We start from the raw sequence: 22,623 nt of genomic DNA, 5'->3' as shown, positions 1-22,623 counted from the left end.
ATGTATCAGAGCCATTTTAAATTCAGTACCCCGCCGTTCAGAAATATCACCCGCAAGTCGGGCGATTTTCTGGTGCCTTATCATCAGGATGTATTTAATCTTCTGAAAGAGAAAAGCCAGCAGGCAGGGATCACCGGGCTCTTTTACCACGACAGCGAACTGCTGGGGCAGTTCAGCGATGCCCTCAAAGCCCACAGCAAATCGGTGCTCTGTATTAATGCCTTTCCAAAGCTGAGCGCCAGTAGCCTGCTCTTCAAGCTCAACCCTGCGGCGAAAGAGAAGAACAAACTCCAGGCGGTCGACGCCATTATTCGCCAGTGGCGCGATACAAAGCCGACCCACAAGGTGCTGGTGATCTCTCAGGCGCAGGCGATGAAAGCCAGCGGCTATGACGTGCTGGGTATACTGCTTACCCGTGCGCAGGAGCTGGATGTTCGCCTGTCGATTGTGCTGATGGGTACGGCCGACCAGGAAGTGATGCTGAAAGCCTCTGCCCTGCAGGAATATGTGCTGACCTGCCATACCCTGCGCAACCTGACCTGCCGTGAGTGCCTGAGCTACGTTGACGCCCAGTGCGAAGAGCACGGCGCGGACGTCTCTCCGTTGACGCCCGCTCGCGTGAAAAAAATCCACGCCCTGACCAAAGGCAACATCAGCAAGCTGAACGAACTGGCCCATCTTTCCCTGCTGGCCGCCTGGACCGAACGCGCGCCCAACGTTGGACCGCGTCATTTGCGTCTCGCGAGCGGTGAAGCCCTTCCAGCGGCAAAACGTGGTAAAACGCTGGCCTCCATCGGGTTATTGGCCTCTGTCCTGTTCGCCGCCTGCGGCTGGATGATGACGTCCTCTATTACGGCAAAACTGCCTGTGGCGCTGCCGGTACCGGCCAGCTGGAAACAGCAGGTTAAAACGCCAGACGCACCGGTATTACCGGTAATCGACAACGAGGTGGTAAATCAGCCCGATGCCATGCACCAGCTTTACGCCATGTGGGGGTATGACGCTTCTGCCGACGATGCGCTGTGCCAGAATGCCGCAAAAGTGAATTTGATGTGTAAACAGGGCAATGCCCCCCTGGACACGCTGGCAAATGACGGTTACCCGTGGGTGAGCGAGATTAAGACCGGCGATCACATCAATTACGCCGTCGTGGCGCGTGCCGGGAAAAATTCCCTCGATCTACTGATGAACAACCGCACCTGGCAGGTGAGCCGCACGTGGTATAACCAGCATGCGACGGGCAATTACACCCTCCTGCACCGCCTGACACCGTCAGGAAAAGACGAAATCACCGCCGCCAGCGACCCTAAAGATCTTGCGTGGCTGGATCAGCAGCTGAGCGTGGCGCTGGGCGAAAGCGAAACGCACGATAAAAACTGGACGGCGGAGCTGATGAAACGCACCCGCGAATTCCAGGAAAAAATGCACCTTCATGTTGACGGTATTGCGGGTGAAGACACCCTGATGCAGTTGATGCGCGAAACCCATACGACGCCGAGCGTGCTGATCCAGACCACCCAGGCTACCCCGACTACGCAAGAGAAACACGCATAATGTCTACCATCTGCCTCGCTGCCCAGCGCAGCTATACCACCGGCGAACCGGTCTGGTTTTCATGGCGTTTGCCGTCATTCAGTAAAATACTCAGCGTGGTGACGCTCTGGTGTCTGGGGCTGTGCGCGCTGATCGTCGCCGGGCTTTATGCCCATGTGTACTGGAATTTACACCATCCGGCACCGGTGGTGAAAAAAGTGAGTGTCGTAAAAGCACAAACCAGTCTGTCGGATATGCACTATGTGTATGTGACAAAACCATTCCCCCATCCGCAGCCTAAACCGCAGCAGGTGAAAGTGCAGGACGATTTACCGCCGATGGAGAATATGCCGATCAACAATGATGAAAATGACTGGCAGCAGGCCCCGGAGGGTGCATTACCGGATAACCCCGTCCCCCATGATACCTCGCGCGATACTTTGCCCGGCACCGGGGCTCACGAACAGGCGATGAAATCTGACGATGAGGGTTCGTTAAAAGCCCTGTTTATGCAGGCGCTAAAACAGCAGCAGGATGATATGGCGAAGGGAAAAATGCCTGCGCCACCGGTTGATGAAACGCCGAATGCGTCTCCTTCCATAATAAAAGGAGACGCCGGAGGAGATTAATATTTTTCCGGTAAATTGGTCAGGCTAATCAGTCGTCCTTTTTCGACCACTATGTATTGCCCTTTTTTCAGATCGGAGAGGATTTTAATAATGGTGCTGCGTGCCAGGTTGGTGTATTCCTGAATGTAATCATAAATATTAATATCGCGCTGGTGCTGAACAATCAGTTCGTTAATTTCAATCAGGAATTCACGTACAACGGAATAGGCACTGCGGGCAACTAAAACATCATCGCGTTTGCTGAGCAAACAGATATACCATGCCAGCACTTTGGTAAGCTCAGGCCACAGCCCGAGCCGGGACATTAACTGCTGGAATTCATCTTTATGGATGGTACGCACTACGGTGTTACTGCGCACCACACCCTGCATATGTGCGGAATTGTAGAATATGGCGGAGAGACCGAAGATGCATTGTCCCTGCAGCGTAAACATACATAAATCATCAGAACTTCGGCGGAACTCCACTTCACCGCTGACAATAATGTGAATATTATCTGAGTTGCAGGTGGATATTTTTTGCCATTTTCTCAACGTTTTTTCTTCATAACCAACCGTTGCAGAAATAATGGCTTCCATTTCATGATGGGGACGTGTTTTTTTACCAAAGATGCTTAACATTATTATACCCAATTAAGATGTTTAAATAAGAAGTGATCCGGCACAGTGTTACATTGCCGTAAAAATGGATTCTGTATTTTTTTAAATTAATTAAATCGGCCCGGAACGGGAGATTTATATTTGATTCATGCTGTGAATCGATGAAGCAATCTTAATTGAGGACGATTTTAAATCAATTTACTTAAAATGAATTGAGAATGTACTTAAGATTAATCTTACGACAGATTCCGTTAAAGTGAGGCGTTCGGGGGTATCCGAAGGATTACCCCTGCCCGTATTTCTCTAAAAGTGCTTCGGCAATGGCCATCGTTTCCACATCCGCGACACCGTTCCACAGCTGCGGCCTGAAGTGCATCTGGAACACCATAATGATGCGCTTCTGCTGGGCGGGAGTGCTATTGGCCGGTACGTCGTAACCGTAACGCGCGAGCAAATCGAGTAACGCTGCGGTGTCCACGGCCTGATACCGTGGCCGTCCGTTCATATAGAACGCCACGCGGGACGCGTCTGGCCAGGCACCAATCCCCTGCTCTGCAAGCTCGCGCCACGGGAACAGCGGGCCGGGATCGTCCTTACGCTGGGGCGCAATATCCGAATGGGCCACCACATTCTCGGGTTTAATGTTGTAGCGGGCGATAATGTCTTTTGCGAGCGGCACCAGGGCCGCAATTTGCGCAGTCTCAAACGGCGTAAAGTGTTTCACCCCGGCCGTTTTTTGCCAGCCACGGTTCTCCAGCTCTATGCCGACCGACGTATCATTAATACGGTTGGTGCCGCGCCAGAAGCTGATACCCGCATGCCAGGCCAGTTCGTTCTCGGGTACCAGCTGCCAGATGCGCGGCTTGCCGTCCGGTGCGGGCGGGTTGGCGGGGATCAAATAGTGGGAGCTGACGTTTTTGTCCGTTAGCGTGGCCAGCGAGCTATCAAAATCATCGGCAGTGTAGTGGATAACCAGCACCTTAATACGCGGGTACGCCGCCTGCGCCTGATGACGGGTATCGAGCTCATAGGCGCCTTTATCGACAATGCCTTTTTCCGTGGCGCACCCTGCCAGCAACAGCGCCAGCAGGAGTGTTGAAAACGCGCGTTTCATCGACGGGTTTTCACCGCCGTACCGCTTACGCTCACCATCAGCATGCTGGCATCTTTACCGACGGTTTCGTAGTCGATATCAATCCCCACGACCGCATCGGCCCCCAGCGCTTTGGCCTGCTCGCCCAGCTCTTTAAAGGCAATTTCACGGGCTTTACGCAGCTCTTTTTCATAGGCCCCAGAGCGGCCGCCGACAATATCGCGGATACCGGCAAAGAAGTCGCGAAAAATGTTGGCCCCCAGGATGGCTTCACCCGTGACCACACCGCAATATTCGGTAATCGGCTGCCCTTCCAGGGTTGGCGTTGTTGAAAACTGCATGGTTTCTCTCCTTCTTTAGCGTTCAATGCCTTAGCCCATAACTTCACCAGCATTATCGGTCCGTTACGCTATGATTGAAAGGATAGTTAATAAATAAGGAAATCAACATGCGCTACTCTGCTTTAACGCTTTTGGTGCCCTGCGCGCTGGTGCTCAGCGCGTGTACCACCACGGTCACGCCAGCCTTTAAGGATATCGGTACCCGCAGCGGCCCCTGTACAGAGGGCGGCCCGGATACCGTGGCGCAACAGTTCTATGATTATCGCATTCAACACCGCAGCAACGATCTCACCGGCCTGCGTCCGTACCTGAGCGATGGGCTGGCAAAACTGCTGAACGATGCCTCGCGCGATCCGCAGCATAACGCGCTGCTGAAATCCGATCCGTTCTCCAGCCGCGCCACGCTGCCGGACAGCGCCGAGGTGGCCAGCGCCTCGACCATCCCGAACACCGATGCGCGAAACATTCCTCTGCGCGTTAAGCTGACCCAGGGAACCCAGACCTGGCAGGATGAAGTGCTGATGATCCGCGAAGGTCAGTGCTGGGCGGTGGACGACGTACGCTATGTCGGCGGCAGCGTTCATGCCCCGGCAGGCACGCTGCGCCAGTCGATTGAGAATCGCTAAACCCACTGTTTCAGAATTGTAAACCCCGAAAAATGTGCGGCATTTCATGCGGAATGCCGACATTTATACTCGCCGCCCCTGGCCTTCGCTATTTTGTGCTATGTTTAAGGGGTATTACGGGTTATATTTAACTTTTAACGCAGAAATATTGCATAACTATTCTGTCAACGGTACTATCTGCGGCCTCAATTGCTATAGATTGCCTGGATGAGTAAAGACTGCCCCGATGAGTATTAAACTAAACGGCATTAACTGCTTCTACGGCGCACACCAGGCGCTGTTCGACATCACGCTCGAGTGCCCCGAAGGCGAAACGCTGGTTTTGCTTGGCCCAAGCGGCGCGGGTAAAAGCTCCCTTCTGCGTGTTCTTAATCTGCTTGAAATGCCCCGTTCGGGTACGCTGGCAATTGCCGGTAACCATTTTGATTTTGCGAAAACGCCGTCCGATAAAGCGATTCGTGAACTGCGTCAAAACGTTGGCATGGTCTTCCAGCAATACAACCTCTGGCCGCACCTGACCGTCCTGCAAAACCTGATTGAAGCGCCGTGCCGCGTTCTCGGTTTGAGCAAGGATCAGGCGATGGCGCGGGCTGAAAAGCTGCTGGAGCGTCTGCGCCTTAAGCCCTACAGCGATCGTTATCCGCTGCACCTCTCCGGGGGTCAGCAGCAGCGTGTGGCCATTGCCCGTGCGCTGATGATGGAGCCTGCGGTGCTGCTGTTTGATGAACCCACCGCCGCGCTGGACCCGGAAATCACCGCCCAGATCGTGAGCATCATTCGTGAGCTGGCGGAAACCAACATTACTCAGGTCATCGTTACCCATGAAGTGGAAGTGGCGCGTAAAACCGCCAGCCGTGTGGTCTACATGGAAAACGGGTATATCGTTGAGCAAGGTGATGCGAGTTGCTTTACCAACCCGCAAACTGATGCCTTCAAAAACTACTTATCTCACTGATTGTGCCAGGGAAAATGATAATGAAAAAAGTATTGATTGCCGCGCTGCTCGCTAGCGTCAGCCTTTCCGCTACCGCAGCCCAGACCATCCGTTTCGCCACCGAAGCGTCCTATCCTCCGTTTGAATCTATCGACGCCAACAACAAGATTGTGGGCTTCGATGTCGATCTGGCTAACGCGCTGTGTAAAGAGATCGACGCGACCTGTACCTTCAGCAACCAGGCGTTTGACAGCCTGATCCCAAGCCTGAAGTTCCGCCGTATCGACGCCGTGATGGCCGGTATGGACATCACGCCAGAGCGTGAAAAGCAGGTGCTGTTCACCACGCCGTACTATGACAACTCCGCCCTGTTCATTGGTCAGAAAGGGAAATATACCTCTGTTGACCAGCTGAAAGGCAAGAAAGTCGGCGTGCAGAACGGCACCACCCACCAGAAATTCATCATGGATAAACATCCGGAAATCACCACCGTGCCTTACGACAGCTACCAGAACGCGAAGCTGGATCTGCAGAACGGCCGTATCGATGGCGTGTTTGGTGACACCGCGGTGGTGACCGAATGGCTGAAAGCCAACGATAAACTCGCGCCAGTGGGCGACAAAGTGACCGATAAGGACTACTTCGGCACAGGTCTGGGGATTGCCGTACGTCAGGGCAACACTGAGCTGCAGCAGAAATTCAATGCTGCGCTGGAAAAAGTGAAGAAAGACGGCACCTACGAAACCATCTATAAAAAATGGTTCCAGAAGTAATTCCTGATGAATGAAATTCTTCCTTTAGCAAGCGCCGCCGGGATGACCGTCGGCCTTGCCGTTTGCGCACTGATTATCGGCCTGGTGCTGGCGATGTTCTTTGCGGTATGGGAATCTGCAAAATGGTTCCCTGTCGCCTGGACCGGCTCCGCACTGGTCACCGTGCTGCGTGGGCTACCGGAGATTCTGGTGGTCCTGTTTATCTATTTTGGTTCCTCACAGCTGCTGTTAACGCTGTCGGACGGCTTTACCCTCAATCTTGGCGTCGTGCAGATCCCGGTGCAGATGCAGATTGAAAACTTCGACGTCAGCCCGTTCCTCTGCGGCGTCATTGCCCTTTCCCTGCTCTATTCTGCGTATGCGTCGCAAACCCTGCGCGGTGCGCTGAAAGCGGTACCGCAGGGACAATGGGAGTCCGGCCAGGCGCTGGGGATGTCGAAAGCGGCCATCTTCTTCCGTCTGGTGATGCCTCAGATGTGGCGTCATGCCCTGCCGGGTTTAGGTAACCAGTGGCTGGTGCTGCTGAAAGATACCGCGCTGGTGAGCCTGATAAGCGTTAACGATTTAATGCTGCAAACCAAAAGCATCGCCACCCGCACCCAGGAGCCGTTTACCTGGTACATTGTGGCGGCGGCTATCTACCTGGTGATCACGTTGCTGAGTCAGTACATCCTTAAGCGTATTGACCTGCGTGCGACGCGCTTTGAACGGAGACCAGGCTGATGCTGGACTATTTACCCGAGCTGATGAAAGGGCTGCACACCAGCCTGACGTTGACCGTGGCGTCCATCATCGTGGCGCTGATCCTGGCACTGATCTTTACCATCATCCTGACGCTGAAAACGCCGGTGCTGGTGTGGATTGTGCGCGGCTATATCACCCTCTTTACCGGTACGCCGCTGCTGGTGCAGATCTTCCTGATTTACTACGGCCCGGGTCAGTTCCCGTCGCTGCAGGAGTATCCGGTTATCTGGCACCTGCTCTCTGAGCCGTGGCTGTGTGCCCTGATTGCCCTCTCACTGAACAGCGCGGCGTACACCACCCAGCTGTTCTACGGGGCGATCCGCGCCATTCCGGAAGGGCAATGGCAGTCCTGCGGGGCGCTGGGGATGAGCAAGAAAGACACGCTGGCCATTTTGCTGCCGTACGCCTTTAAGCGCGCCCTCTCCTCTTACTCCAACGAAGTGGTGCTGGTGTTCAAGAGTACCTCGCTGGCCTACACCATCACCCTGATGGAAGTCATGGGCCACGGGCAGTTGCTGTACGGGCGCACCTACGACGTGATGGTGTTCGGCGCCGCAGGCGTGGTCTATCTGGTGGTTAACGGACTGTTGACGCTGATGATGCGCCTTATCGAGCGTAAAGCGCTGGCGTTTGAGCGCAGAAATTAATCACGCGAATGCATAAAACGCAATTAAGGGAGCGGGTAACCTGATGGGTTATCCGCTTTTTTTTTATTACTGAATAAATATTTAATCATTTATATTGAATATAAATTCATTAAATGGCATTGTACCTTCATAAGACCTACAGACGGGAGTATGATAATGAAAAAGTTAGTTCTGGCCGCATTACTGGCAACCTTTGCCGCAGGCGCAACAGCAGCAGATAAAATCAATTTCGGCGTTTCTGCCACTTACCCGCCATTTGAATCGCTGGATGCCAGCAATCAGATCGTGGGGTTTGATATCGATCTGGCGAAAGCGCTGTGCAAACAGATGCAGGCCGACTGCACGTTTACCAACCACGCCTTCGACAGCCTGATCCCGTCCCTGAAATTCAAAAAATACGACGCGGTGATCTCCGGTATGGACATCACGCCAGAGCGTAGCAAGCAGGTAGCCTTCACCGACCCGTACTACGCCAACTCGGCGGTGGTGATTGCGAAGAAAGGGGCTTTTAAATCCTTTGATGAGCTGAAAGGCAAACGCATCGGGATGGAAAACGGCACCACGCACCAGAAATACCTGCAGGACAAACATCCTGAAGTGAAAACCGTGGCCTATGACAGCTATCAGAACGCAATCATCGACCTGAAAAATGGCCGTATCGATGGCGTCTTTGGTGACACCGCCGTGGTGAACGAGTGGCTGAAAACCAACCCGCAGCTGGGTACGGCGACCGAGAAAGTAACCGATCCGCAGTACTTCGGTACGGGTCTGGGCATCGCGGTACGTCCGGATAATAAAGCATTGCTGGCAAAACTGAATGGCGCGCTGAAGGCGATTAAAGCTGACGGTACGTATCAGAAAATCAGCGACCAGTGGTTCCCGCAGTAACTTTTTTTGCCGGGTGACGGCTACGCCTTAGCCTGCCTACGGGGGGAGTTGTAGGCAGGCTAAGCGACGCGTCATCCGGCAATTCTACAGTGGTACAAAGAAGCGAAAACGCGCCCCGCTCACCGACTCCATCAGCCTGATCCCGCCCCCGTGCAGCTCCAGCATTCGCTTCACAATAAGCAGCCCTAACCCGCCGCGATTTTCCCGCGACGCCTGCGGATTTAACGCCGAAGGCCGCTGGAACAGATCGTCACGCAACGCGGCATCCACCCCTGTTCCTGAGTCAGCCACCTCAACCTGCAGCTTTTCATTCTCCTGCCACACGGCGAGACGGATCCTGCCACCGGTTGGCGTGTGGCGGATCGCGTTATCCAGCAGATTAGTCACCACGCGCTCAATCATTGAGACATCGGCGTACACCAGCGGCAGCGGCCCGGGAACGTCAATCTGGAGCTGTAGCTCGCGCGTGCGCGCCGTGAGCTCAAACTTCTGCGCCACGTCGGAGATCAGCTCTCCCATTGCGAAGCGTTCACGCTGCGGTTTAATGCCGCCGTGCTCAAGGCGCGCCAGCTCAAACAACTGTTGCGACAGATGACGCACCTTCTGCCCCTGACGCAACGCCGTGGCGAGATATTGCTGATGCTCCTGCGGCGTCAGCGTGGCGGATTTCAGTGAGAGCGTTTCCAGATAGCCCAGCAGCGAGGTCAGCGGCGTGCGTAAATCGTGCGAGATGTTGGCGATAAACTCCCGGCGCTGACGATCGCTGTCGGCCAGCTGATCCCACTGGGAGGTGATTTTGCGCGCCAGCTCAATAAAGCTGTTACGCAGCAGCGCCACTTCATCCTGTGCCGCGACCTCCAGCGGCTGTGCCGCCAGCTGTTTGATCGTGCTGATGCTGTCCTGGTCCAGCCCGGCGACCTCCTCAGTGAGACGTTTAACCGGACGTGTCACCCAGTACCAGACCAGCAGCCCCGCCAGCAGGCCAAAGAGTGCCACCCACAGCAATGACCAGAGCAGCGTACTCCACAGCGCCTTGTGCCACGCCATCTGGGCCAGCGCGTTCGACTCTTCGCCCTGCAGAACAATATACAGATAGCCTTTAAGCTCGCCGTCCTGACGTAACGGCGTCGCGCTGAACACTTTTTTGTTCTGGCTGCGCGGATCGTCGCCAAAAACTGGCATCGCCGCCCCGCTGAGGAACTCCTGTACCGGCGCAAGATCGATGCTTTGTCGCTGGATATGGCCCGGCGGTGCGGCATCGGCGAGGATATCGCCATCCGGGGAGACGACGTACAGCTCAACGCTCGGATTGAAGGTCATCAGCCTGTCAAACAGCGGTTTCAGCGCGGTGCGATCAACCCTGCCCTGCGCGTTCAGAATCGCTTCGCGCTGCACGATCTGTTGCGCCAGGCCACCAGAGAGACGCTGCACCATGGCGTTGCCATACTGCATGCTGCTGTAGAGCTGTACCGCGCAGGCGACCGTGGCACACAGCATCATCAATAAGATGAACAGCAGCGTCAGGCGCTGGCTCAGACTAAAGCGGCGCATCTGGGTTCAGCTCCGCGAATTTGTAGCCTTTGCCCCACACGGTGCGAATGATCTCCGGCTCGGCTGCGTCTTTTTCAATCTTGATGCGCAGGCGATTGATATGGGTGTTAACGGTATGCTCGTAACCTTCGTGCTGATAGCCCCACACCTGCTCCAGCAGCGCCAGGCGCGAGAAAACCTCGCCAGGATGGCGGGCAAAGAAGTACAGCAGTTCAAACTCGCGCGGGGTGAGATCCACCATCTGGCCGTGAAGCAGCACGCTGCGGGCCAGCGGATCGATCGTCAGGCCATGCGCCTGAATATTCCCGGTACTCTGCGCCTGCCCCATCGCCTGCTGGCGGCGGAACAGCGCCTTAATGCGGGCAATCAGCTCCTGCACCGAGAACGGTTTTGCCAGATAATCATCCGCGCCGGTTTCCAGTCCGGTAATTCGATCGGTTTCGCTGCTGCGGGCGCTGATAATGATCACCGGCAGGTAGCGGGTCATCTGGCGAATACGACGGCAAATCTCCAGGCCGTCGACGTTAGGGAGCATGAGATCGAGGATCACCGCGTCCCACGGCTGTTTTTCAAGGCACTGTAACGCGTTGCCGCCGTCGGGCTCGTGGGTGATGGTGTAGCCTTCATCTTCTAAATTGAGTCGCAGAAGTGCCGCGATATCGTGGTCATCTTCCACCAGCAGGATCTGCTTCATGGGTAAGCCTTATTTCATCTCTTATGACGTAAGCTTACCTGATTTCGCAGGGTTGAAGAGTTCACATTTTGTTGAAGATTTTGCGGATGTCATGCCGGGTGGCGGCTACGCCTTACCCGGGATGCGGATCAGCAACGTCAACACTTCATAATGCGCAGTATGCGGGAACATATCGAAAAGCTGAACGCGTTCAACGCGGTAGCCCGGCAGGTGAGCGATATCTGTCGCCATGGTGCGGGCGTTGCAGCTGGAGTAAATAATGTAATCCGGCGCCATCTGGCTCAGATAATCGCACAGCGCCTTGCCAATACCCCGGCGCGGCGGATTGACCAGCACCAGCTCCGGCACGTTGCCCTGCCCGGTCGCGAACTGCGTGGAGTCCAGCGCCTGGAAGTGCAGATTGGTTAACCCGAGCTCAGCGGCAGACTGTTTCGCGCAGGCAATCGCTTCGGCGGAGATCTCAATCCCGGTCAGCTGCATCTCCGGCGTGGCGCAGTGCAGACCAAAGCCCCCAACACCGCAGAACAGATCCCACATATGATGGATGTTTAACACCCGAACCCAGTCGCGGGCAGTGGCATATAACGCACTCGCCACCGTCGGGTTGGTCTGGAAGAAACTTTGCGGGCGGATCCACAGCGGCACGTCGTTGAAGGTTTCCGCCAGTGCATGCTGCCCGGTGAAGAAGATCTCTGTCTCCCCCTCCATGATCGCCATATGCACCGGCTGGATGTTGGCGGTAATGACCTTCAGCTGCGGAAGCTGCTCCTGCAGCCATGGCAGCGCCGCGCGAAGCTGCTCCAATTTAGCGTCCGAGCGCAGCACGAAGCGCAGCATCATACCGCCGTCGATCTGGCTTTCGGTCAGCAGGAGGTATTTCAGCTCGCCGCGCTTGCGGGCAACGTTATAAGGGGTTAATCCTGCCCGGGCAATAAACGGTTTTAACGCCGCAAAGACCGGCTCAAACGAGGCAGGATACAGCGGGCAGCCGGTGAGATCTTCCGGCGTGCCGTCGCGATGCAGCATGCCCAGCAGCGGTTTTTCAACGCTGCCGCTGACCACCATTTTGGCTTTATTACGAAAACCCTGCTCCGGGCCGCTGACGGGTGCGCACCACTCGCCCACCGCGTATTCAGCCAGCAGCTGTTGCAGGTCGGCCATTTTGGCGGTGAGTTGTTGAGAGACCGGCTGTTCTATCCACTGACAGGAGCGACAGCGTCCGGCGTCATAGAGTGCGCACTGCATAGGAAAACCTTAAGAATAACGAGGGCTGCGATTATACACATTATTGCAGGCGGAAGAACCGTCGGCTGGACGCAGGAACAAAGAGCAGGCAGAGCACCAGCAGATCTGGCAGTTTTTGCATAAACAGCGAGCGCAGGATCTCGCGTTTCGATTCGCCCGCGATGCTGAACAGCTCAGGGTAGCCGTAGCCCAGCGAGGCGGCCCACAGATAACCCGCCGCAATCACCTGCGTCAGCAGATAGATCCAGCGCGCCCAGTTGCGCCCTTTAACAAGCGAAAACGCGCAGTAGATTTCGATAAACACCAGCACAAGGCTGCTGAGGAAAACCAGCGTCAGGTTCCAGGTTTGCACGCTGCGGTGAATGAACTCACCGATGCCGCGCGCCCCCAGGGTGTTGAGGATCATCAGAACATCAAGACAGCGGATCATAATAATAGCGAGCGCCGCCACCTGCACCAGCGCAGGAACGTTTGGACGAGCGTGCGTAAGACGTGATTTTTTTAATAATCCCAATGTTTTACTTCCCTGAAAAACAGTGCCGCGTCATGCGCGGCACATCACTGGAAATAATAATTCCTTCAGCCGCGTCTTGCACGCTGGATATCGCGCACGCGCTGCTTTTCCGCGCGCGCCATCAAATACCAGGCGATAAATCCGACAATTCCGACCACGCCGAGGATAATCGACGCCAGGGCATTGATCTCCGGGTTCACCCCCATGCGCACGCTGGAGAAAACCAGCATTGGCAGCGTCGTCGCCCCTGGCCCGGAGACAAAGCTGGCGATCACCAGATCGTCGAGCGACAGGGTAAAGGCCAGCAGCCAGCCGGAGATCACCGCCGGCATAATCATCGGCAGCGTAATGATGAAAAAGACCTTCACCGGCGTCGCACCGAGATCCATCGCCGCCTCTTCAATGGAGCGATCCAGCTCGCGCAGACGCGAGGAGATGACCACCGCCACGTACGCGGTACAGAAGGTCACATGCGCCAGCCAGATGGTGAGCATGCCGCGATCCGCCGGCCAGCCAATGGCATGCGCCAGTGCCACAAACAGCAGCAGCAGCGACAGACCGGTGATCACGTCCGGCATCACCAGCGGCGCGGTGATCATAAAGGCAAAGCCGTTCGAACCACGAAAACGTCCAAAGCGCACCATCACCAGCGCGGCGATGGTCCCCAGCACTACGGCCATTGTGGCCGCCAGCGCTGCGATGGTCAGGCTCAGCCCCACCGCGCTCATCATCGCATCGTCGTGGAACAGCTCGCTGTACCAGCGCGTCGACCAGCCAGCCCATACGGTGACCAGTTTGGAGCTGTTGAAGGAGTAGATCACCAGCATCAGCATCGGCGCATACAGGAAGGTAAAGCCGATCACCAGGATCGCAATTCGCCACGGAGAGCGCACTACCGGTAAGTTGTTCATCCGTGATCTCCCATCTGTTTCTGCTGATGCTTGTGGAACCACATGATCGGCACGATCAGCAGCAGCAACATCACGATCGCCACTGCAGAGGCCACCGGCCAGTCGCGGTTATTAAAGAACTCCTGCCACAACACGCGGCCAATCATGATGCTGTCCGGACCGCCGAGCAGTTCCGGGATCACAAACTCCCCCACCGCCGGAATAAACACCAGCATCGACCCGGCGATAATCCCGCCTTTGGTCAGCGGCACAATCACGCTGAAGAAGGTCTTCAGCGGACGGGCGCCCAGATCCAGCGAGGCTTCCACCAGCGAGTAGTCGATACGCGTCAGCGCCGTATAGATCGGCAGTACCATAAACGGCAGATAGGCGTACACAATCCCGATATAGACCGCGAGATTGGTATGCAGGATCGTCAGCGGCTGATCGATAACCCCTAACCACATCAGGAAGTTATTCAGCACCCCGTTATTTTTCAGGATCCCCATCCACGCGTAGACGCGGATCAGGAACGAGGTCCACGACGGCAGGATCACCAGCAGCAGCAGAATGTTGCGCGTCGAGGGCTTACTGTGCGCCACCGCCCATGCCAGCGGGTAGCCCATCAGCAGACAGCAGAGCGTGGAGATCGCCGCCACCTGCAGCGACTGCAGATAGGCCTCGAAATAGAGCGGATCCTCCGTCAGCTGCAGGAAGTTGCCAACATTTAGCGTCAGCGTCAGCTGACCGTCGGCCCAGTCCAGCAGGTTGGTATACGGTGGGATGGCCCGCGCCATTTCCGCCAGGCTTATCTTGAAAACGATCAGGAACGGCAGCAGGAACAGCAGGATCAGCCAGATATACGGCATGGCGATCACCAGCTTACGGCCGTGGTTCATCTGCATGCGCGCCAGCCAGTGGGCAAAACCGCCCGGTTTTTTGACGCGGGCTGGCGGTTCAAGTGTACTCATTGGCCGCTCCTTAAACCGTCAGCACAACACAACTGTCCGCATCCCAGCACAGACGCACTTCGTCGCCCCAGGTCGGCAGTCCTTTACGGTAGCGATGTTCGTTTTGCAGCTGGGCGCTGAGCATCTGCCCGCTCTTCAGACGGACATGGTAGATAGAGAGATCGCCCAGGTAGGCAATGTGCACCACTTCGCCCACGGCAAAGTTAAAGCCATCGGTCGGAGGGTCTTCACAGAGCATGATCTTCTCCGGACGCAGGGCGATATAGACCGGCACGTTGTCCACCACGGAGTTATCCGGATCGACCTTCAGCGGATGCTGCAGCCCTGGCGATTCAATGATCAGCCCGTCTTCTTCACGCGCTTTCAGCAGCCCTTCGAAGACATTCACCGAGCCGATGAACTCCGCGCTGTAACGGGTGGTCGGGTGTTCATAAATCTCTTCCGGCTCGCCAATCTGCACGAACTTACCGCGGTTCATGATCGCGATACGCCCGGCCATGGTCATGGCCTCTTCCTGGTCGTGGGTGACCATCACGCAGGTCACGCCCACGCGCTCGAGGATATCCACCACTTCGAGCTGCATACGATCGCGCAGTTTTTTATCCAGGGCACCCATCGGCTCATCAAGCAGCAGCAGTTTCGGGCGCTTCGCCAGGCTTCGGGCCAGCGCCACGCGCTGACGCTGGCCGCCGGAAAGCTGGTGCGGTTTACGCTTCGCGAACTCCTGCATATGGACCAGATTTAGCATCTCGGCCACGCGCGCGGTGATTTCGGCTTTTGGCAGCTTGTCCTGCTTCAGGCCAAACGCGATGTTCTGCTCCACCGTCATGTGGGGGAACAGCGCGTAAGACTGGAACATCATGTTAATCGGACGCTGATACGGCGGTACACTGGAGAGATCCACACCATCCAGCACAATCTGCCCGGCGGTCGGTTGTTCAAACCCGGCCAGCATGCGCAGCAAGGTTGATTTACCGCAGCCAGACGCCCCCAGAAGGGCAAATATTTCGCCTTTATAGATAGTCAGGCTGACGTCGTCCACGGCATGCTGGCCATCGAAAGATTTGGTGAGGTTACGAATTTCAAGTAGCGGGGTCAGCGCTTTACGGACTTTCGCCTGCGGGCGGGGGATCGCGTCATTCACGGGGTGTTCTCCGGCATAGATCAAAACTGGTGCAAACGCACCGTCAGGGTGCGCATCGCCGGGCGGCGCGAACGCTTGCCCGGCCTACGGGTTGCGTAGGCCCGGTAGGCGATAGCGCCACCGGGCAACGTTACCAAACGCCGTTATTTACCGCTTTTCACCTTGGTCCACGCACGGGTGCGTACACGGTCAATTTTTGGATCCTGAACTTTCAGGGTGAACAGTTTGGCAAACACATCCGCTGGCGGATAGATAGCCGGATTTTTACGGATCTCTTCGCTGATAAGTGGCAAAGAGGCCTTGTTACCGTTGGCGTAGTAGACATGGTCGCTGATATGGGCAATCACTTCCGGACGCATCAGGTAGTTAAGGAACTGATACGCTTCGTCTTTGTTTTTCGCATCGGCAGGCATGGCGAAGACATCAAAGAAGGCCAGCGCCCCCTCTTTAGGAATGAAGTAGGAGACATTCACGCCGTTTTTCGCCTCTTTCGCACGGTTAGCCGCCTGCCAGACGTCCCCTGCCCAGCCAATTGCCACGCAGATGTCGCCGTTAGCCAGGTCGTTAATGTACTGTGAAGAGTGGAAGTAACGGATATTCGGACGCAGCTTCAGCAGCAGGTCGGTCGCCGGGCCAGTGTAGTCATCCGCCTTGTTGCTGTTCGGATCTTTGCCGAGATAGTTCAGCACGGTGGCAAAAATCTCTTCCGGGGCATCCAGGAAGGAGACGCCGCAGCTTTTCAGCTTCGCGAGGTTTTCCGGCTTCAGCACCACGTCCCAGCTGTCCAGCTTGACGTCCGGGCCCAGCGCCGCTTTGACTTTATCCACGTTGAAGCCAATACCGGTGGTCGCCCACAGATACGGCATAGCGTATTTGTTCTCCGGGTCATGCTTGGCCACCAGCTTCAGCACTTCCGGGTCGAGGTTTTTCCAGTTTGGTAATTTGCTCTTGTCCAGCGGCTGGAAAACGCCTGCGGTCAGCTGACGCTCAAGGAAACTTGCGGACGGTACCACCAGGTCAAAACCGGTGCTGCCTGCCATCAGTTTGCCTTCCAGCACTTCGTTGGAATCGAACACGTCATAGACCACTTTAATACCGGTCTCTTTTTCAAAATTAGCCACCGTGTCCGGTGCAATATAGTCAGACCAGTTATAGACATGCAGCGTTTTTTGTTCCGCAGCGAGCGTGCCGGCAGAGACGGCCATCAGAGCACCCGCAACCAGACCCGATAACCATTTTTTATTCAAGGCGATCATAGTGTTATTCCTTCTGAAAGCTCGTTAACAAACGAACTAAAACTGTGCAATCTGGATATATGCAAAAATCATGCATAGTTTGTCGCTCTGCTCAAAATAAAAAGAAACCTCTTTACCCGGCAGGATCCGCTCGCTTTTTTAAGCATCGCAAGAATAACTGTAGCCCGTGTCTCCGGCTATAGCCCAGACGAAAAAACGCCTTTTATCAATTTTTTATGCAGGTTATGTCTACGTGATAAGCCGAAATGGCCTTTGAGGAGGTGAAAAATTCTTTAAAGAAAGGTTAAAAGCAGCAGAAAAAATGGCGTTATGCAGCCGCTCTGGCAGCGACTGCGCAAAAGTCAGACAGGCTTAGTGAAGAAAATTGGGAGATGCATCATTATTCTCTGCATCGTCTTCCGCGCTGTACAGCAAATGATGTGCATTGGCTTCCATCATTACCATCGAAATTTGCTCTTCACTCAAACGCATAAACCAGGCGAACTGCTTGAAGGAGAGGCCAGCGCCGGAGAACAAAGACTGGCAAACGACCAGTTTTGGCAGATTATCATCCTGTATATCGAGGAATGCTTTCACCGTCAAAGAACTGGCGTTGATAGCAGAGAGGTCAGAGGCCAGCGCCAGCAGCGCAGACGGCTTAACTTCTGCCAGCGCAGAGAAGAGGATCACGTCGTTAATGAGATCGATTTTGGCATCAAAAATACCATCGAAATTCTGCATGTGAGGCAGATGCAGCGCCTGGCAGGAATCACATTCAAAGAAGGTGATCCCGGCATCATCAAGCCATTGACGTAACGTATCCAGTGTAGGAACGACCTGTAAATCCATCGCGGTGGAGCCTCTTTAGTAAAAACTTCGCATAGGGTACTCAAAAAGTGCGCGGTAATCCATTTAACCACCCGTTTTAAGACAGTAGCCCGGGGTGGCATGACGCTCAATCCATGCGATCATTTTACCTGCAATATCGACACCGGTGGTTTTTTCTACGCCTTCCAGCCCGGGCGAGGCATTCACTTCCATCACCAGCGGCCCGCGTGTCGCACGCAGAAGATCCACACCCGCCACATCCAGCCCCAGCGTTTGCGCGGCCTTTACCGCTATTTCCCGCTCGCGATCGCTGATCGTCGCGACCCGTGCAACGCCCCCACGGTGGAGGTTGGAGCGGAAGTCACCCTCTTTCGCCTGGCGTTCAATCGCGGCCACCACCTCATTGCCCACGACAAAACAGCGGATGTCGCGCCCTTTGGCTTCTTCGATATACTCCTGGACCAGGATATGCGCATTCAGGCCGCGAAAGGCGTCAATCACGCTCTCCGCCGCCTGTCGCGTCTCTGCCAATACCACGCCAATGCCCTGCGTGCCTTCCACCAGTTTGATGACCAGCGGCGCGCCGCCGACCATGTCGATCAGATCGCTGGTGTCGTCCGGGGAGTGGGCTATTCCGGTGACCGGGAGATCGATACCCTGGCGGGCAAGCAGTTGCAGCGAACGCAGCTTATCCCGGGCGCGGGAAATGGCGACAGATTCGTTGAGAGGATAGCTGCCCAGCATTTCAAACTGGCGCAGCGCGGCCGTACCGTAATAGGTGATCTGCGAGCCGATGCGGGGGATCACCGCATCAAAATGCGGCAGCTTGCGGCCTTTGTAATGAATCGAGGAAGCCGCGGGGTCAATGTTCATATAGCAGGACATCGGGTCGAGGATTTCAACCTGATGTCCGCGTTTTGCCGCCGCTTCTCGCAGGCGTTTGCATGAATAGAGCGTTCCATCCCGGGACAAAATGGCAATTTTCACCCTGCACCTCTCTAAAGACATGGGAAAAGCCTGCGTATCATACCGAATGGACTATCGCGTCGCCCAGCCCTGTTTATGCAGATAATCGAGAATAAACGGGCGATTTTCTTTAATGATGGTGCGGCGGATGTGGTCGCTCCAGGTATCGCGGCGGTTATTGCTACCGCGCGTCATGTAGTAATGCGCCAGCTCTTCATCGTATTGATTCAGAACCTCCTGGTCGACCGGCTGATAGTGGTTTTCATGGACCAGCATCGCCGCAGGCAGACGCGGCTTGAGATCCGGGTTGTCAGCCGGCCAGCCGAGGCAGAGGCCGAACAGAGGCAGAACGTGTTTCGGCAGCTTCAGCAGTTCGGTTACGCTTTCAATATTGTTACGCAACCCGCCGATATACACGCCGCCTAATCCCAGTGATTCCGCCGCCGTAAAGGCATTTTGCGCCATCAGCGCGGTATCGACCACGCCCAGCAGCAGCTGTTCCGCCAGCCCCAGCTCGGCTTCAGGGCAAATTTGCAGGTGGCGGTTAAAGTCAGCGCAGAAGACCCAGAACTCGGCGGCCTGCGCCACATGCTTCTGGCCGCCCGTGAGCGTCACCAGCTGCTCGCGCATGGCCTTGTCGGTAATGCGAATAATTGAACTGCACTGCAGGAAGCTGGAACTGGAGGTGGCTCTGGCGCTGTCGATAATGGCTTCACGCTGCGCCTCGGTGATGGGCTCATCGGTGAAGTGGCGGATGGAACGGTGGGAACGGAGCAGGTCAATAGTTGGCGTCATCGTCTCTCTCTTTGTCTTGCTTAACACATGTGGCAGCCAGTATAGGCAATGATGCACGGCATGTAATTGGCGAAACATAGCTCAAGGGTATTAAAGCGACAGGCGAAACCTACTTTTATGACGGCAGGTTATGGTGCACTATACCTGTCATTCGCCGTCAGGCTTGTTTTTTGAGGAGAGAGAAATGTTTGCAGTAATTTTTGGTCGTCCAGGATGCCCTTACTGTGTGCGCGCAAAAGAGCTGGCAGAGAAACTGACTGAAGAGCGTGATGACTTTAACTTCCGCTATGTGGATATCCACGCCGAAGGCATCACCAAAGCCGATCTGGAAAAAACCGTGGGTAAACCGGTTGAAACCGTACCGCAGATTTTCCTCGATCAGAAACACATTGGCGGCTGCACTGATTTTGAAGCCTACGCCAAAGAACATCTGGGCCTGTTTGCCGCTCAGTAATGTGACGTTAAGACGCCCTCAGCACGAGGGCGTTTTTATTTGTGGTGCCTGCGGTGGTTTATCACGCTTTGCACAAATAAAAAGCACAGCGCGCCAAGCGCGCACCAGAACACGGCACTCAACAGCCACGCCAGTTCCTGCCAGAAACTTCTCGTCGATACGTACAGTAACCGCATCAGCAGCAGACATAGCGGCGCCGCCAGCATTGCGCCGATAAGCGGCTTGACCACCTCCCCTTTACGGGAGAGAAAACTGGCTGCCGCTCCCGGCAGGGTAAAAAAGAGCAGCCCCAGCTCCGGGTGACCGGCAGCTCTGAACGCTCCTTTCACATTAAAAGCGAGCGACATGCACACGACGATAAACAGCAAAAAGCAGCTGATCACCCCCGCCCAGTTCCGTTTAATGTTCAAACTATCCTCCTGACTTCATCTCTATCAAATACAGCTTCGTCCAGTGGACGCCCGGTCAGATAAAGCAATGCGGCAATCCTTGCCAAAGCCCGCACAGGGTTATGCGATAATAGGTAGCTGTCAGTAGCTAATACGATTAAACTATCGGCCAGCTAATGTTTTAGGGAATAAATCAGGAAACAGGGAGTGTTAGACGCGTTCCCTGACCCAGAAAACAGTAGCCCAAAATGTCCTTTCATTCAACAACTTACTGGTAAACAAGAAGTTAGCCTCCGTGAATATAAACGTCGCAGACTTGTTAAATGGGAATTACATCCTGTTATTATTTGTGGTACTGGCGCTGGGCCTTTGCCTGGGTAAATTGCGCCTGGGTTCGGTTCAACTTGGTAATTCCATTGGCGTTTTAGTCGTCTCCTTATTATTAGGTCAGCAGCATTTCAGCATTAACACGGACGCGCTTAACTTAGGTTTTATGCTGTTTATTTTTTGTGTTGGTGTGGAAGCGGGTCCTAACTTTTTTTCCATTTTCTTCCGCGACGGCAAAAATTATCTGATGCTGGCGCTGGTGATGGTCGGCAGTGCGCTGCTGATCGCGTTAGGGCTGGGTAAACTGTTTGGCTGGGATATTGGATTAACGGCCGGTATGCTGGCTGGCTCCATGACCTCGACGCCGGTTCTGGTGGGTGCGGGCGATACCCTGCGCCATTCCGGCATGGCCGGGTCACAGCTTTCTACCGCACTCGATCACCTGAGCCTGGGCTATGCCCTGACCTATTTGATTGGTCTGGTGAGCCTGATTGTGGGCGCACGCTATCTGCCGAAACTTCAGCATCAGGATCTGCAGACCAGCGCCCAGCAAATCGCCCGCGAGCGCGGTCTGGACACGGACTCCAAACGAAAAGTCTATCTGCCGGTGATCCGCGCTTATCGCGTCGGGCCAGAGCTGGTTGCGTGGGCGGACGGCAAAAATCTGCGCGAGCTGGGGATTTACCGCCAGACGGGTTGCTATATCGAACGTATCCGCCGTAACGGCATCCTGGCGAACCCGGACGGCGACGCGGTACTGCAGATGGGCGACGACATCGCCCTGGTGGGTTACCCGGATGCCCACGCGCGGCTCGACCCAAGCTTCCGTAACGGTAAAGAGGTCTTCGACCGCGACCTGCTCGACATGCGTATCGTTACCGAAGAGATTGTGGTGAAAAACCATAACGCCGTCGGCCGCCGTCTGGCGCAACTGAAGCTTACCGACCACGGTTGCTTCCTGAACCGCGTGATCCGCAGCCAGATTGAGATGCCTATCGACGACAACGTCGTCCTGAATAAAGGTGACGTGTTACAGGTCAGCGGCGACGCTCGCCGCGTGAAAACCGTCGCCGACCGTATCGGCTTTATCTCCATTCACAGCCAAGTCACCGACCTGCTGGCCTTCTGTGCCTTCTTTATTGTTGGCCTGATGATTGGGATGATCACCTTCCAGTTCAGCAACTTTAGCTTTGGCATCGGTAACGCCGCCGGGCTGCTGTTTGCCGGGATCATGCTGGGCTTCCTGCGAGCGAACCACCCAACCTTCGGCTACATTCCGCAGGGCGCGCTGAACATGGTGAAAGAGTTCGGTCTGATGGTCTTTATGGCGGGTGTCGGCTTAAGCGCCGGTAGCGGCATTGGCCACAGCCTGGGCGCCGTTGGCTGGCAAATGTTGGTTTCCGGACTTATCGTCAGCCTGGTACCGGTGGTGATCTGTTTCTTGTTCGGTGCCTATGTGCTGCGCATGAACCGCGCCCTGCTCTTCGGAGCCATGATGGGTGCGCGTACCTGTGCGCCGGCAATGGAAATCATCAGCGATACTGCCCGCAGCAACATCCCGGCGCTGGGTTATGCGGGCACCTACGCTATCGCGAACGTACTGCTTACGCTGGCAGGTACGCTGATTATTATCATCTGGCCTGGACTCGGATAACTCTTAACTTTGCGCGTAACGAAAAAATTTTTGTTACGCGCAGAACTTTTTTATCAGGGGGCAGTCATAACTAGTGCCACTGCTTTTCTTTGATGTCCCCAATTTGTGGAGCCCATCAACCCCGCCGTTTTGGTTCAAGGTTGATGGGTTTTTTGTTGT

25 protein-coding genes are annotated in these 22,623 nt (G+C 55.3%); 10 read left to right on the top strand and 15 right to left on the bottom strand.

All coding sequences use genetic code 11. The features are described from left to right. Together EKN38_RS05880 and EKN38_RS05875 are read left to right on the top strand one after the other, a co-directional pair. Positions 1-1,554, top strand: coding sequence for a peptidoglycan-binding protein (locus EKN38_RS05880; RefSeq protein ID WP_014831241.1), 1,554 nt, complete (start codon positions 1-3; stop codon positions 1,552-1,554). Continuing rightward, positions 1,554-2,162: a hypothetical protein gene (locus EKN38_RS05875; RefSeq protein WP_014831240.1), complete on the top strand. Its 609-nt coding sequence runs from the start codon at positions 1,554-1,556 to the stop codon at positions 2,160-2,162. Before EKN38_RS05880 ends, EKN38_RS05875 begins: the two co-directional genes overlap by 1 nt. Here the strand turns inward: EKN38_RS05875 and EKN38_RS05870 are convergent. The 3 genes from EKN38_RS05870 to EKN38_RS05860 form a co-directional block, all read right to left on the bottom strand. Further along, the gene (locus EKN38_RS05870; RefSeq protein ID WP_014831239.1) at positions 2,159-2,782 is read right to left on the bottom strand and encodes a helix-turn-helix domain-containing protein; all 624 of its coding nucleotides are present in this window, start codon (positions 2,780-2,782) and stop codon (positions 2,159-2,161) included. The genes EKN38_RS05875 and EKN38_RS05870 overlap by 4 nt on opposite strands. A 262-nt stretch (positions 2,783-3,044) precedes the next feature. Then, the gene (locus EKN38_RS05865; protein ID WP_014831238.1) at positions 3,045-3,875 is read right to left on the bottom strand and encodes an N-acetylmuramoyl-L-alanine amidase; all 831 of its coding nucleotides are present in this window, start codon (positions 3,873-3,875) and stop codon (positions 3,045-3,047) included. Continuing rightward, positions 3,872-4,195, bottom strand: a complete 324-nt coding sequence (locus EKN38_RS05860; RefSeq protein ID WP_006174327.1) for a heavy metal-binding domain-containing protein — start codon at positions 4,193-4,195, stop codon at positions 3,872-3,874. The genes EKN38_RS05865 and EKN38_RS05860 overlap by 4 nt, the downstream gene beginning before the upstream one ends. A 107-nt stretch (positions 4,196-4,302) precedes the next feature. On the opposite strand from EKN38_RS05860, the gene EKN38_RS05855 reads away from it, so the two are divergent. The 6 genes from EKN38_RS05855 (at position 4,303) to artJ (ending at position 8,807) form a co-directional block, all read left to right on the top strand. Continuing rightward, positions 4,303-4,821: a lipoprotein gene (locus EKN38_RS05855; RefSeq protein WP_014831237.1), complete on the top strand. Its 519-nt coding sequence runs from the start codon at positions 4,303-4,305 to the stop codon at positions 4,819-4,821. Positions 4,822-5,047: 226 nt separating this feature from the next. Further along, complete coding sequence (gene artP / locus EKN38_RS05850) at positions 5,048-5,776, top strand: arginine ABC transporter ATP-binding protein ArtP (protein ID WP_013097360.1); 729 nt, start codon at positions 5,048-5,050, stop codon at positions 5,774-5,776. 20 nt (positions 5,777-5,796) lie between these two features. Further along, on the top strand, positions 5,797-6,528 hold the full coding sequence (gene artI, locus EKN38_RS05845) for an arginine ABC transporter substrate-binding protein ArtI (RefSeq protein ID WP_014831236.1): 732 nt from the start codon (positions 5,797-5,799) through the stop codon (positions 6,526-6,528). Positions 6,529-6,534: 6 nt separating this feature from the next. Next, positions 6,535-7,251: an arginine ABC transporter permease ArtQ gene (gene artQ / locus EKN38_RS05840; RefSeq protein WP_013097362.1), complete on the top strand. Its 717-nt coding sequence runs from the start codon at positions 6,535-6,537 to the stop codon at positions 7,249-7,251. Then, on the top strand, positions 7,251-7,919 hold the full coding sequence (artM, locus tag EKN38_RS05835; protein WP_013097363.1) for an arginine ABC transporter permease ArtM: 669 nt from the start codon (positions 7,251-7,253) through the stop codon (positions 7,917-7,919). The genes artQ and artM overlap by 1 nt, the downstream gene beginning before the upstream one ends. Positions 7,920-8,075: 156 nt before the next feature. Then, entirely contained in the window at positions 8,076-8,807 is a 732-nt protein-coding gene (artJ, locus tag EKN38_RS05830) for an arginine ABC transporter substrate-binding protein ArtJ (RefSeq protein WP_014831235.1), read from the top strand. An 84-nt stretch (positions 8,808-8,891) separates the two neighbouring features. Here artJ and EKN38_RS05825 read toward each other — a convergent pair whose 3' ends face one another. The 11 genes from EKN38_RS05825 to nfsA form a co-directional block, all read right to left on the bottom strand. Next, positions 8,892-10,358: an ATP-binding protein gene (locus tag EKN38_RS05825; RefSeq protein WP_014831234.1), complete on the bottom strand. Its 1,467-nt coding sequence runs from the start codon at positions 10,356-10,358 to the stop codon at positions 8,892-8,894. After that, positions 10,345-11,052 carry a response regulator transcription factor gene (locus EKN38_RS05820; RefSeq protein WP_014831233.1) on the bottom strand — a complete coding sequence of 236 codons (708 nt, stop codon included), beginning with the start codon at positions 11,050-11,052 and terminating at the stop codon, positions 10,345-10,347. Before EKN38_RS05820 ends, EKN38_RS05825 begins: the two co-directional genes overlap by 14 nt. 105 nt (positions 11,053-11,157) lie before the next feature. Next, positions 11,158-12,297 carry a 23S rRNA (uracil(747)-C(5))-methyltransferase RlmC gene (gene rlmC, locus EKN38_RS05815; protein WP_014831232.1) on the bottom strand — a complete coding sequence of 380 codons (1,140 nt, stop codon included), beginning with the start codon at positions 12,295-12,297 and terminating at the stop codon, positions 11,158-11,160. 40 nt (positions 12,298-12,337) lie between these two features. Further along, complete coding sequence (locus tag EKN38_RS05810) at positions 12,338-12,811, bottom strand: YbjO family protein (RefSeq protein ID WP_014831231.1); 474 nt, start codon at positions 12,809-12,811, stop codon at positions 12,338-12,340. Between the two features lie 65 nt (positions 12,812-12,876). Continuing rightward, complete coding sequence (potI, locus tag EKN38_RS05805) at positions 12,877-13,722, bottom strand: putrescine ABC transporter permease PotI (protein ID WP_014831230.1); 846 nt, start codon at positions 13,720-13,722, stop codon at positions 12,877-12,879. Continuing rightward, entirely contained in the window at positions 13,719-14,672 is a 954-nt protein-coding gene (potH, locus tag EKN38_RS05800; protein WP_014831229.1) for a putrescine ABC transporter permease PotH, read from the bottom strand. Before potH ends, potI begins: the two co-directional genes overlap by 4 nt. A 10-nt stretch (positions 14,673-14,682) precedes the next feature. After that, positions 14,683-15,816, bottom strand: coding sequence for a putrescine ABC transporter ATP-binding subunit PotG (potG, locus tag EKN38_RS05795; RefSeq protein ID WP_014831228.1), 1,134 nt, complete (start codon positions 15,814-15,816; stop codon positions 14,683-14,685). 143 nt (positions 15,817-15,959) lie between these two features. Next, a complete protein-coding gene (gene potF / locus EKN38_RS05790) occupies positions 15,960-17,072 on the bottom strand; it encodes a spermidine/putrescine ABC transporter substrate-binding protein PotF (protein ID WP_014831227.1) in 1,113 nt (370 codons plus the stop codon). Positions 17,073-17,423: 351 nt separating this feature from the next. After that, a complete protein-coding gene (locus EKN38_RS05785; protein WP_003858385.1) occupies positions 17,424-17,900 on the bottom strand; it encodes a YbjN domain-containing protein in 477 nt (158 codons plus the stop codon). Positions 17,901-17,963: 63 nt separating this feature from the next. Beyond that, positions 17,964-18,866: a 30S ribosomal protein S6--L-glutamate ligase gene (gene rimK / locus EKN38_RS05780; protein WP_014831225.1), complete on the bottom strand. Its 903-nt coding sequence runs from the start codon at positions 18,864-18,866 to the stop codon at positions 17,964-17,966. Between the two features lie 51 nt (positions 18,867-18,917). Next, positions 18,918-19,640: a nitroreductase NfsA gene (gene nfsA, locus EKN38_RS05775; protein ID WP_014831224.1), complete on the bottom strand. Its 723-nt coding sequence runs from the start codon at positions 19,638-19,640 to the stop codon at positions 18,918-18,920. A gap of 184 nt (positions 19,641-19,824) precedes the next feature. Between nfsA and EKN38_RS05770 the strand changes: the two genes are divergently transcribed. Beyond that, on the top strand, positions 19,825-20,094 hold the full coding sequence (locus tag EKN38_RS05770; protein ID WP_006809455.1) for a GrxA family glutaredoxin: 270 nt from the start codon (positions 19,825-19,827) through the stop codon (positions 20,092-20,094). Positions 20,095-20,129: 35 nt separating this feature from the next. On the opposite strand, the gene EKN38_RS05765 is transcribed toward EKN38_RS05770, so the two are convergent. Then, positions 20,130-20,504: an inner membrane protein YbjM gene (locus EKN38_RS05765; RefSeq protein WP_014831223.1), complete on the bottom strand. Its 375-nt coding sequence runs from the start codon at positions 20,502-20,504 to the stop codon at positions 20,130-20,132. 274 nt (positions 20,505-20,778) lie between these two features. On the opposite strand from EKN38_RS05765, the gene EKN38_RS05760 reads away from it, so the two are divergent. Next, positions 20,779-22,464 (top strand): aspartate:alanine antiporter, encoded by a 1,686-nt coding sequence (locus EKN38_RS05760; RefSeq protein WP_014831222.1) that lies wholly within the window; start codon positions 20,779-20,781, stop codon positions 22,462-22,464. Positions 22,465-22,623 lie beyond the last annotated feature (159 nt).

The organism is Enterobacter sp. WCHEn045836, from assembly GCF_003965585.1.
GTDB lineage: Bacteria > Pseudomonadota > Gammaproteobacteria > Enterobacterales > Enterobacteriaceae > Enterobacter > Enterobacter dissolvens.
This window is presented reverse-complemented; position numbering and strand designations above follow the sequence as displayed.

Bases quoted from the DNA above. Each gene is read 5' to 3' on its own strand.
- EKN38_RS05825 (WP_014831234.1), bottom strand. From the start codon at position 10,358: ATGCGCCGCTTTAGTCTGAGCCAGCGCCTGACGCTGCTGTTCATCTTA.
- potH (WP_014831229.1), bottom strand. From the start codon at position 14,672: ATGAGTACACTTGAACCGCCAGCCCGCGTCAAAAAACCGGGCGGTTTT.
- EKN38_RS05855 (WP_014831237.1), top strand. From the start codon at position 4,303: ATGCGCTACTCTGCTTTAACGCTTTTGGTGCCCTGCGCGCTGGTGCTC.
- EKN38_RS05770 (WP_006809455.1), top strand. From the start codon at position 19,825: ATGTTTGCAGTAATTTTTGGTCGTCCAGGATGCCCTTACTGTGTGCGC.
- EKN38_RS05860 (WP_006174327.1), bottom strand. From the start codon at position 4,195: ATGCAGTTTTCAACAACGCCAACCCTGGAAGGGCAGCCGATTACCGAA.
- EKN38_RS05865 (WP_014831238.1), bottom strand. From the start codon at position 3,875: ATGAAACGCGCGTTTTCAACACTCCTGCTGGCGCTGTTGCTGGCAGGG.
- EKN38_RS05870 (WP_014831239.1), bottom strand. From the start codon at position 2,782: ATGTTAAGCATCTTTGGTAAAAAAACACGTCCCCATCATGAAATGGAA.
- artM (WP_013097363.1), top strand. From the start codon at position 7,251: ATGCTGGACTATTTACCCGAGCTGATGAAAGGGCTGCACACCAGCCTG.
- EKN38_RS05880 (WP_014831241.1), top strand. From the start codon at position 1: ATGTATCAGAGCCATTTTAAATTCAGTACCCCGCCGTTCAGAAATATC.
- potF (WP_014831227.1), bottom strand. From the start codon at position 17,072: ATGATCGCCTTGAATAAAAAATGGTTATCGGGTCTGGTTGCGGGTGCT.
- artI (WP_014831236.1), top strand. From the start codon at position 5,797: ATGAAAAAAGTATTGATTGCCGCGCTGCTCGCTAGCGTCAGCCTTTCC.
- potI (WP_014831230.1), bottom strand. From the start codon at position 13,722: ATGAACAACTTACCGGTAGTGCGCTCTCCGTGGCGAATTGCGATCCTG.
- nfsA (WP_014831224.1), bottom strand. From the start codon at position 19,640: ATGACGCCAACTATTGACCTGCTCCGTTCCCACCGTTCCATCCGCCAC.
- artQ (WP_013097362.1), top strand. From the start codon at position 6,535: ATGAATGAAATTCTTCCTTTAGCAAGCGCCGCCGGGATGACCGTCGGC.
- artJ (WP_014831235.1), top strand. From the start codon at position 8,076: ATGAAAAAGTTAGTTCTGGCCGCATTACTGGCAACCTTTGCCGCAGGC.
- rlmC (WP_014831232.1), bottom strand. From the start codon at position 12,297: ATGCAGTGCGCACTCTATGACGCCGGACGCTGTCGCTCCTGTCAGTGG.
- EKN38_RS05785 (WP_003858385.1), bottom strand. From the start codon at position 17,900: ATGGATTTACAGGTCGTTCCTACACTGGATACGTTACGTCAATGGCTT.
- EKN38_RS05875 (WP_014831240.1), top strand. From the start codon at position 1,554: ATGTCTACCATCTGCCTCGCTGCCCAGCGCAGCTATACCACCGGCGAA.
- artP (WP_013097360.1), top strand. From the start codon at position 5,048: ATGAGTATTAAACTAAACGGCATTAACTGCTTCTACGGCGCACACCAG.
- EKN38_RS05820 (WP_014831233.1), bottom strand. From the start codon at position 11,052: ATGAAGCAGATCCTGCTGGTGGAAGATGACCACGATATCGCGGCACTT.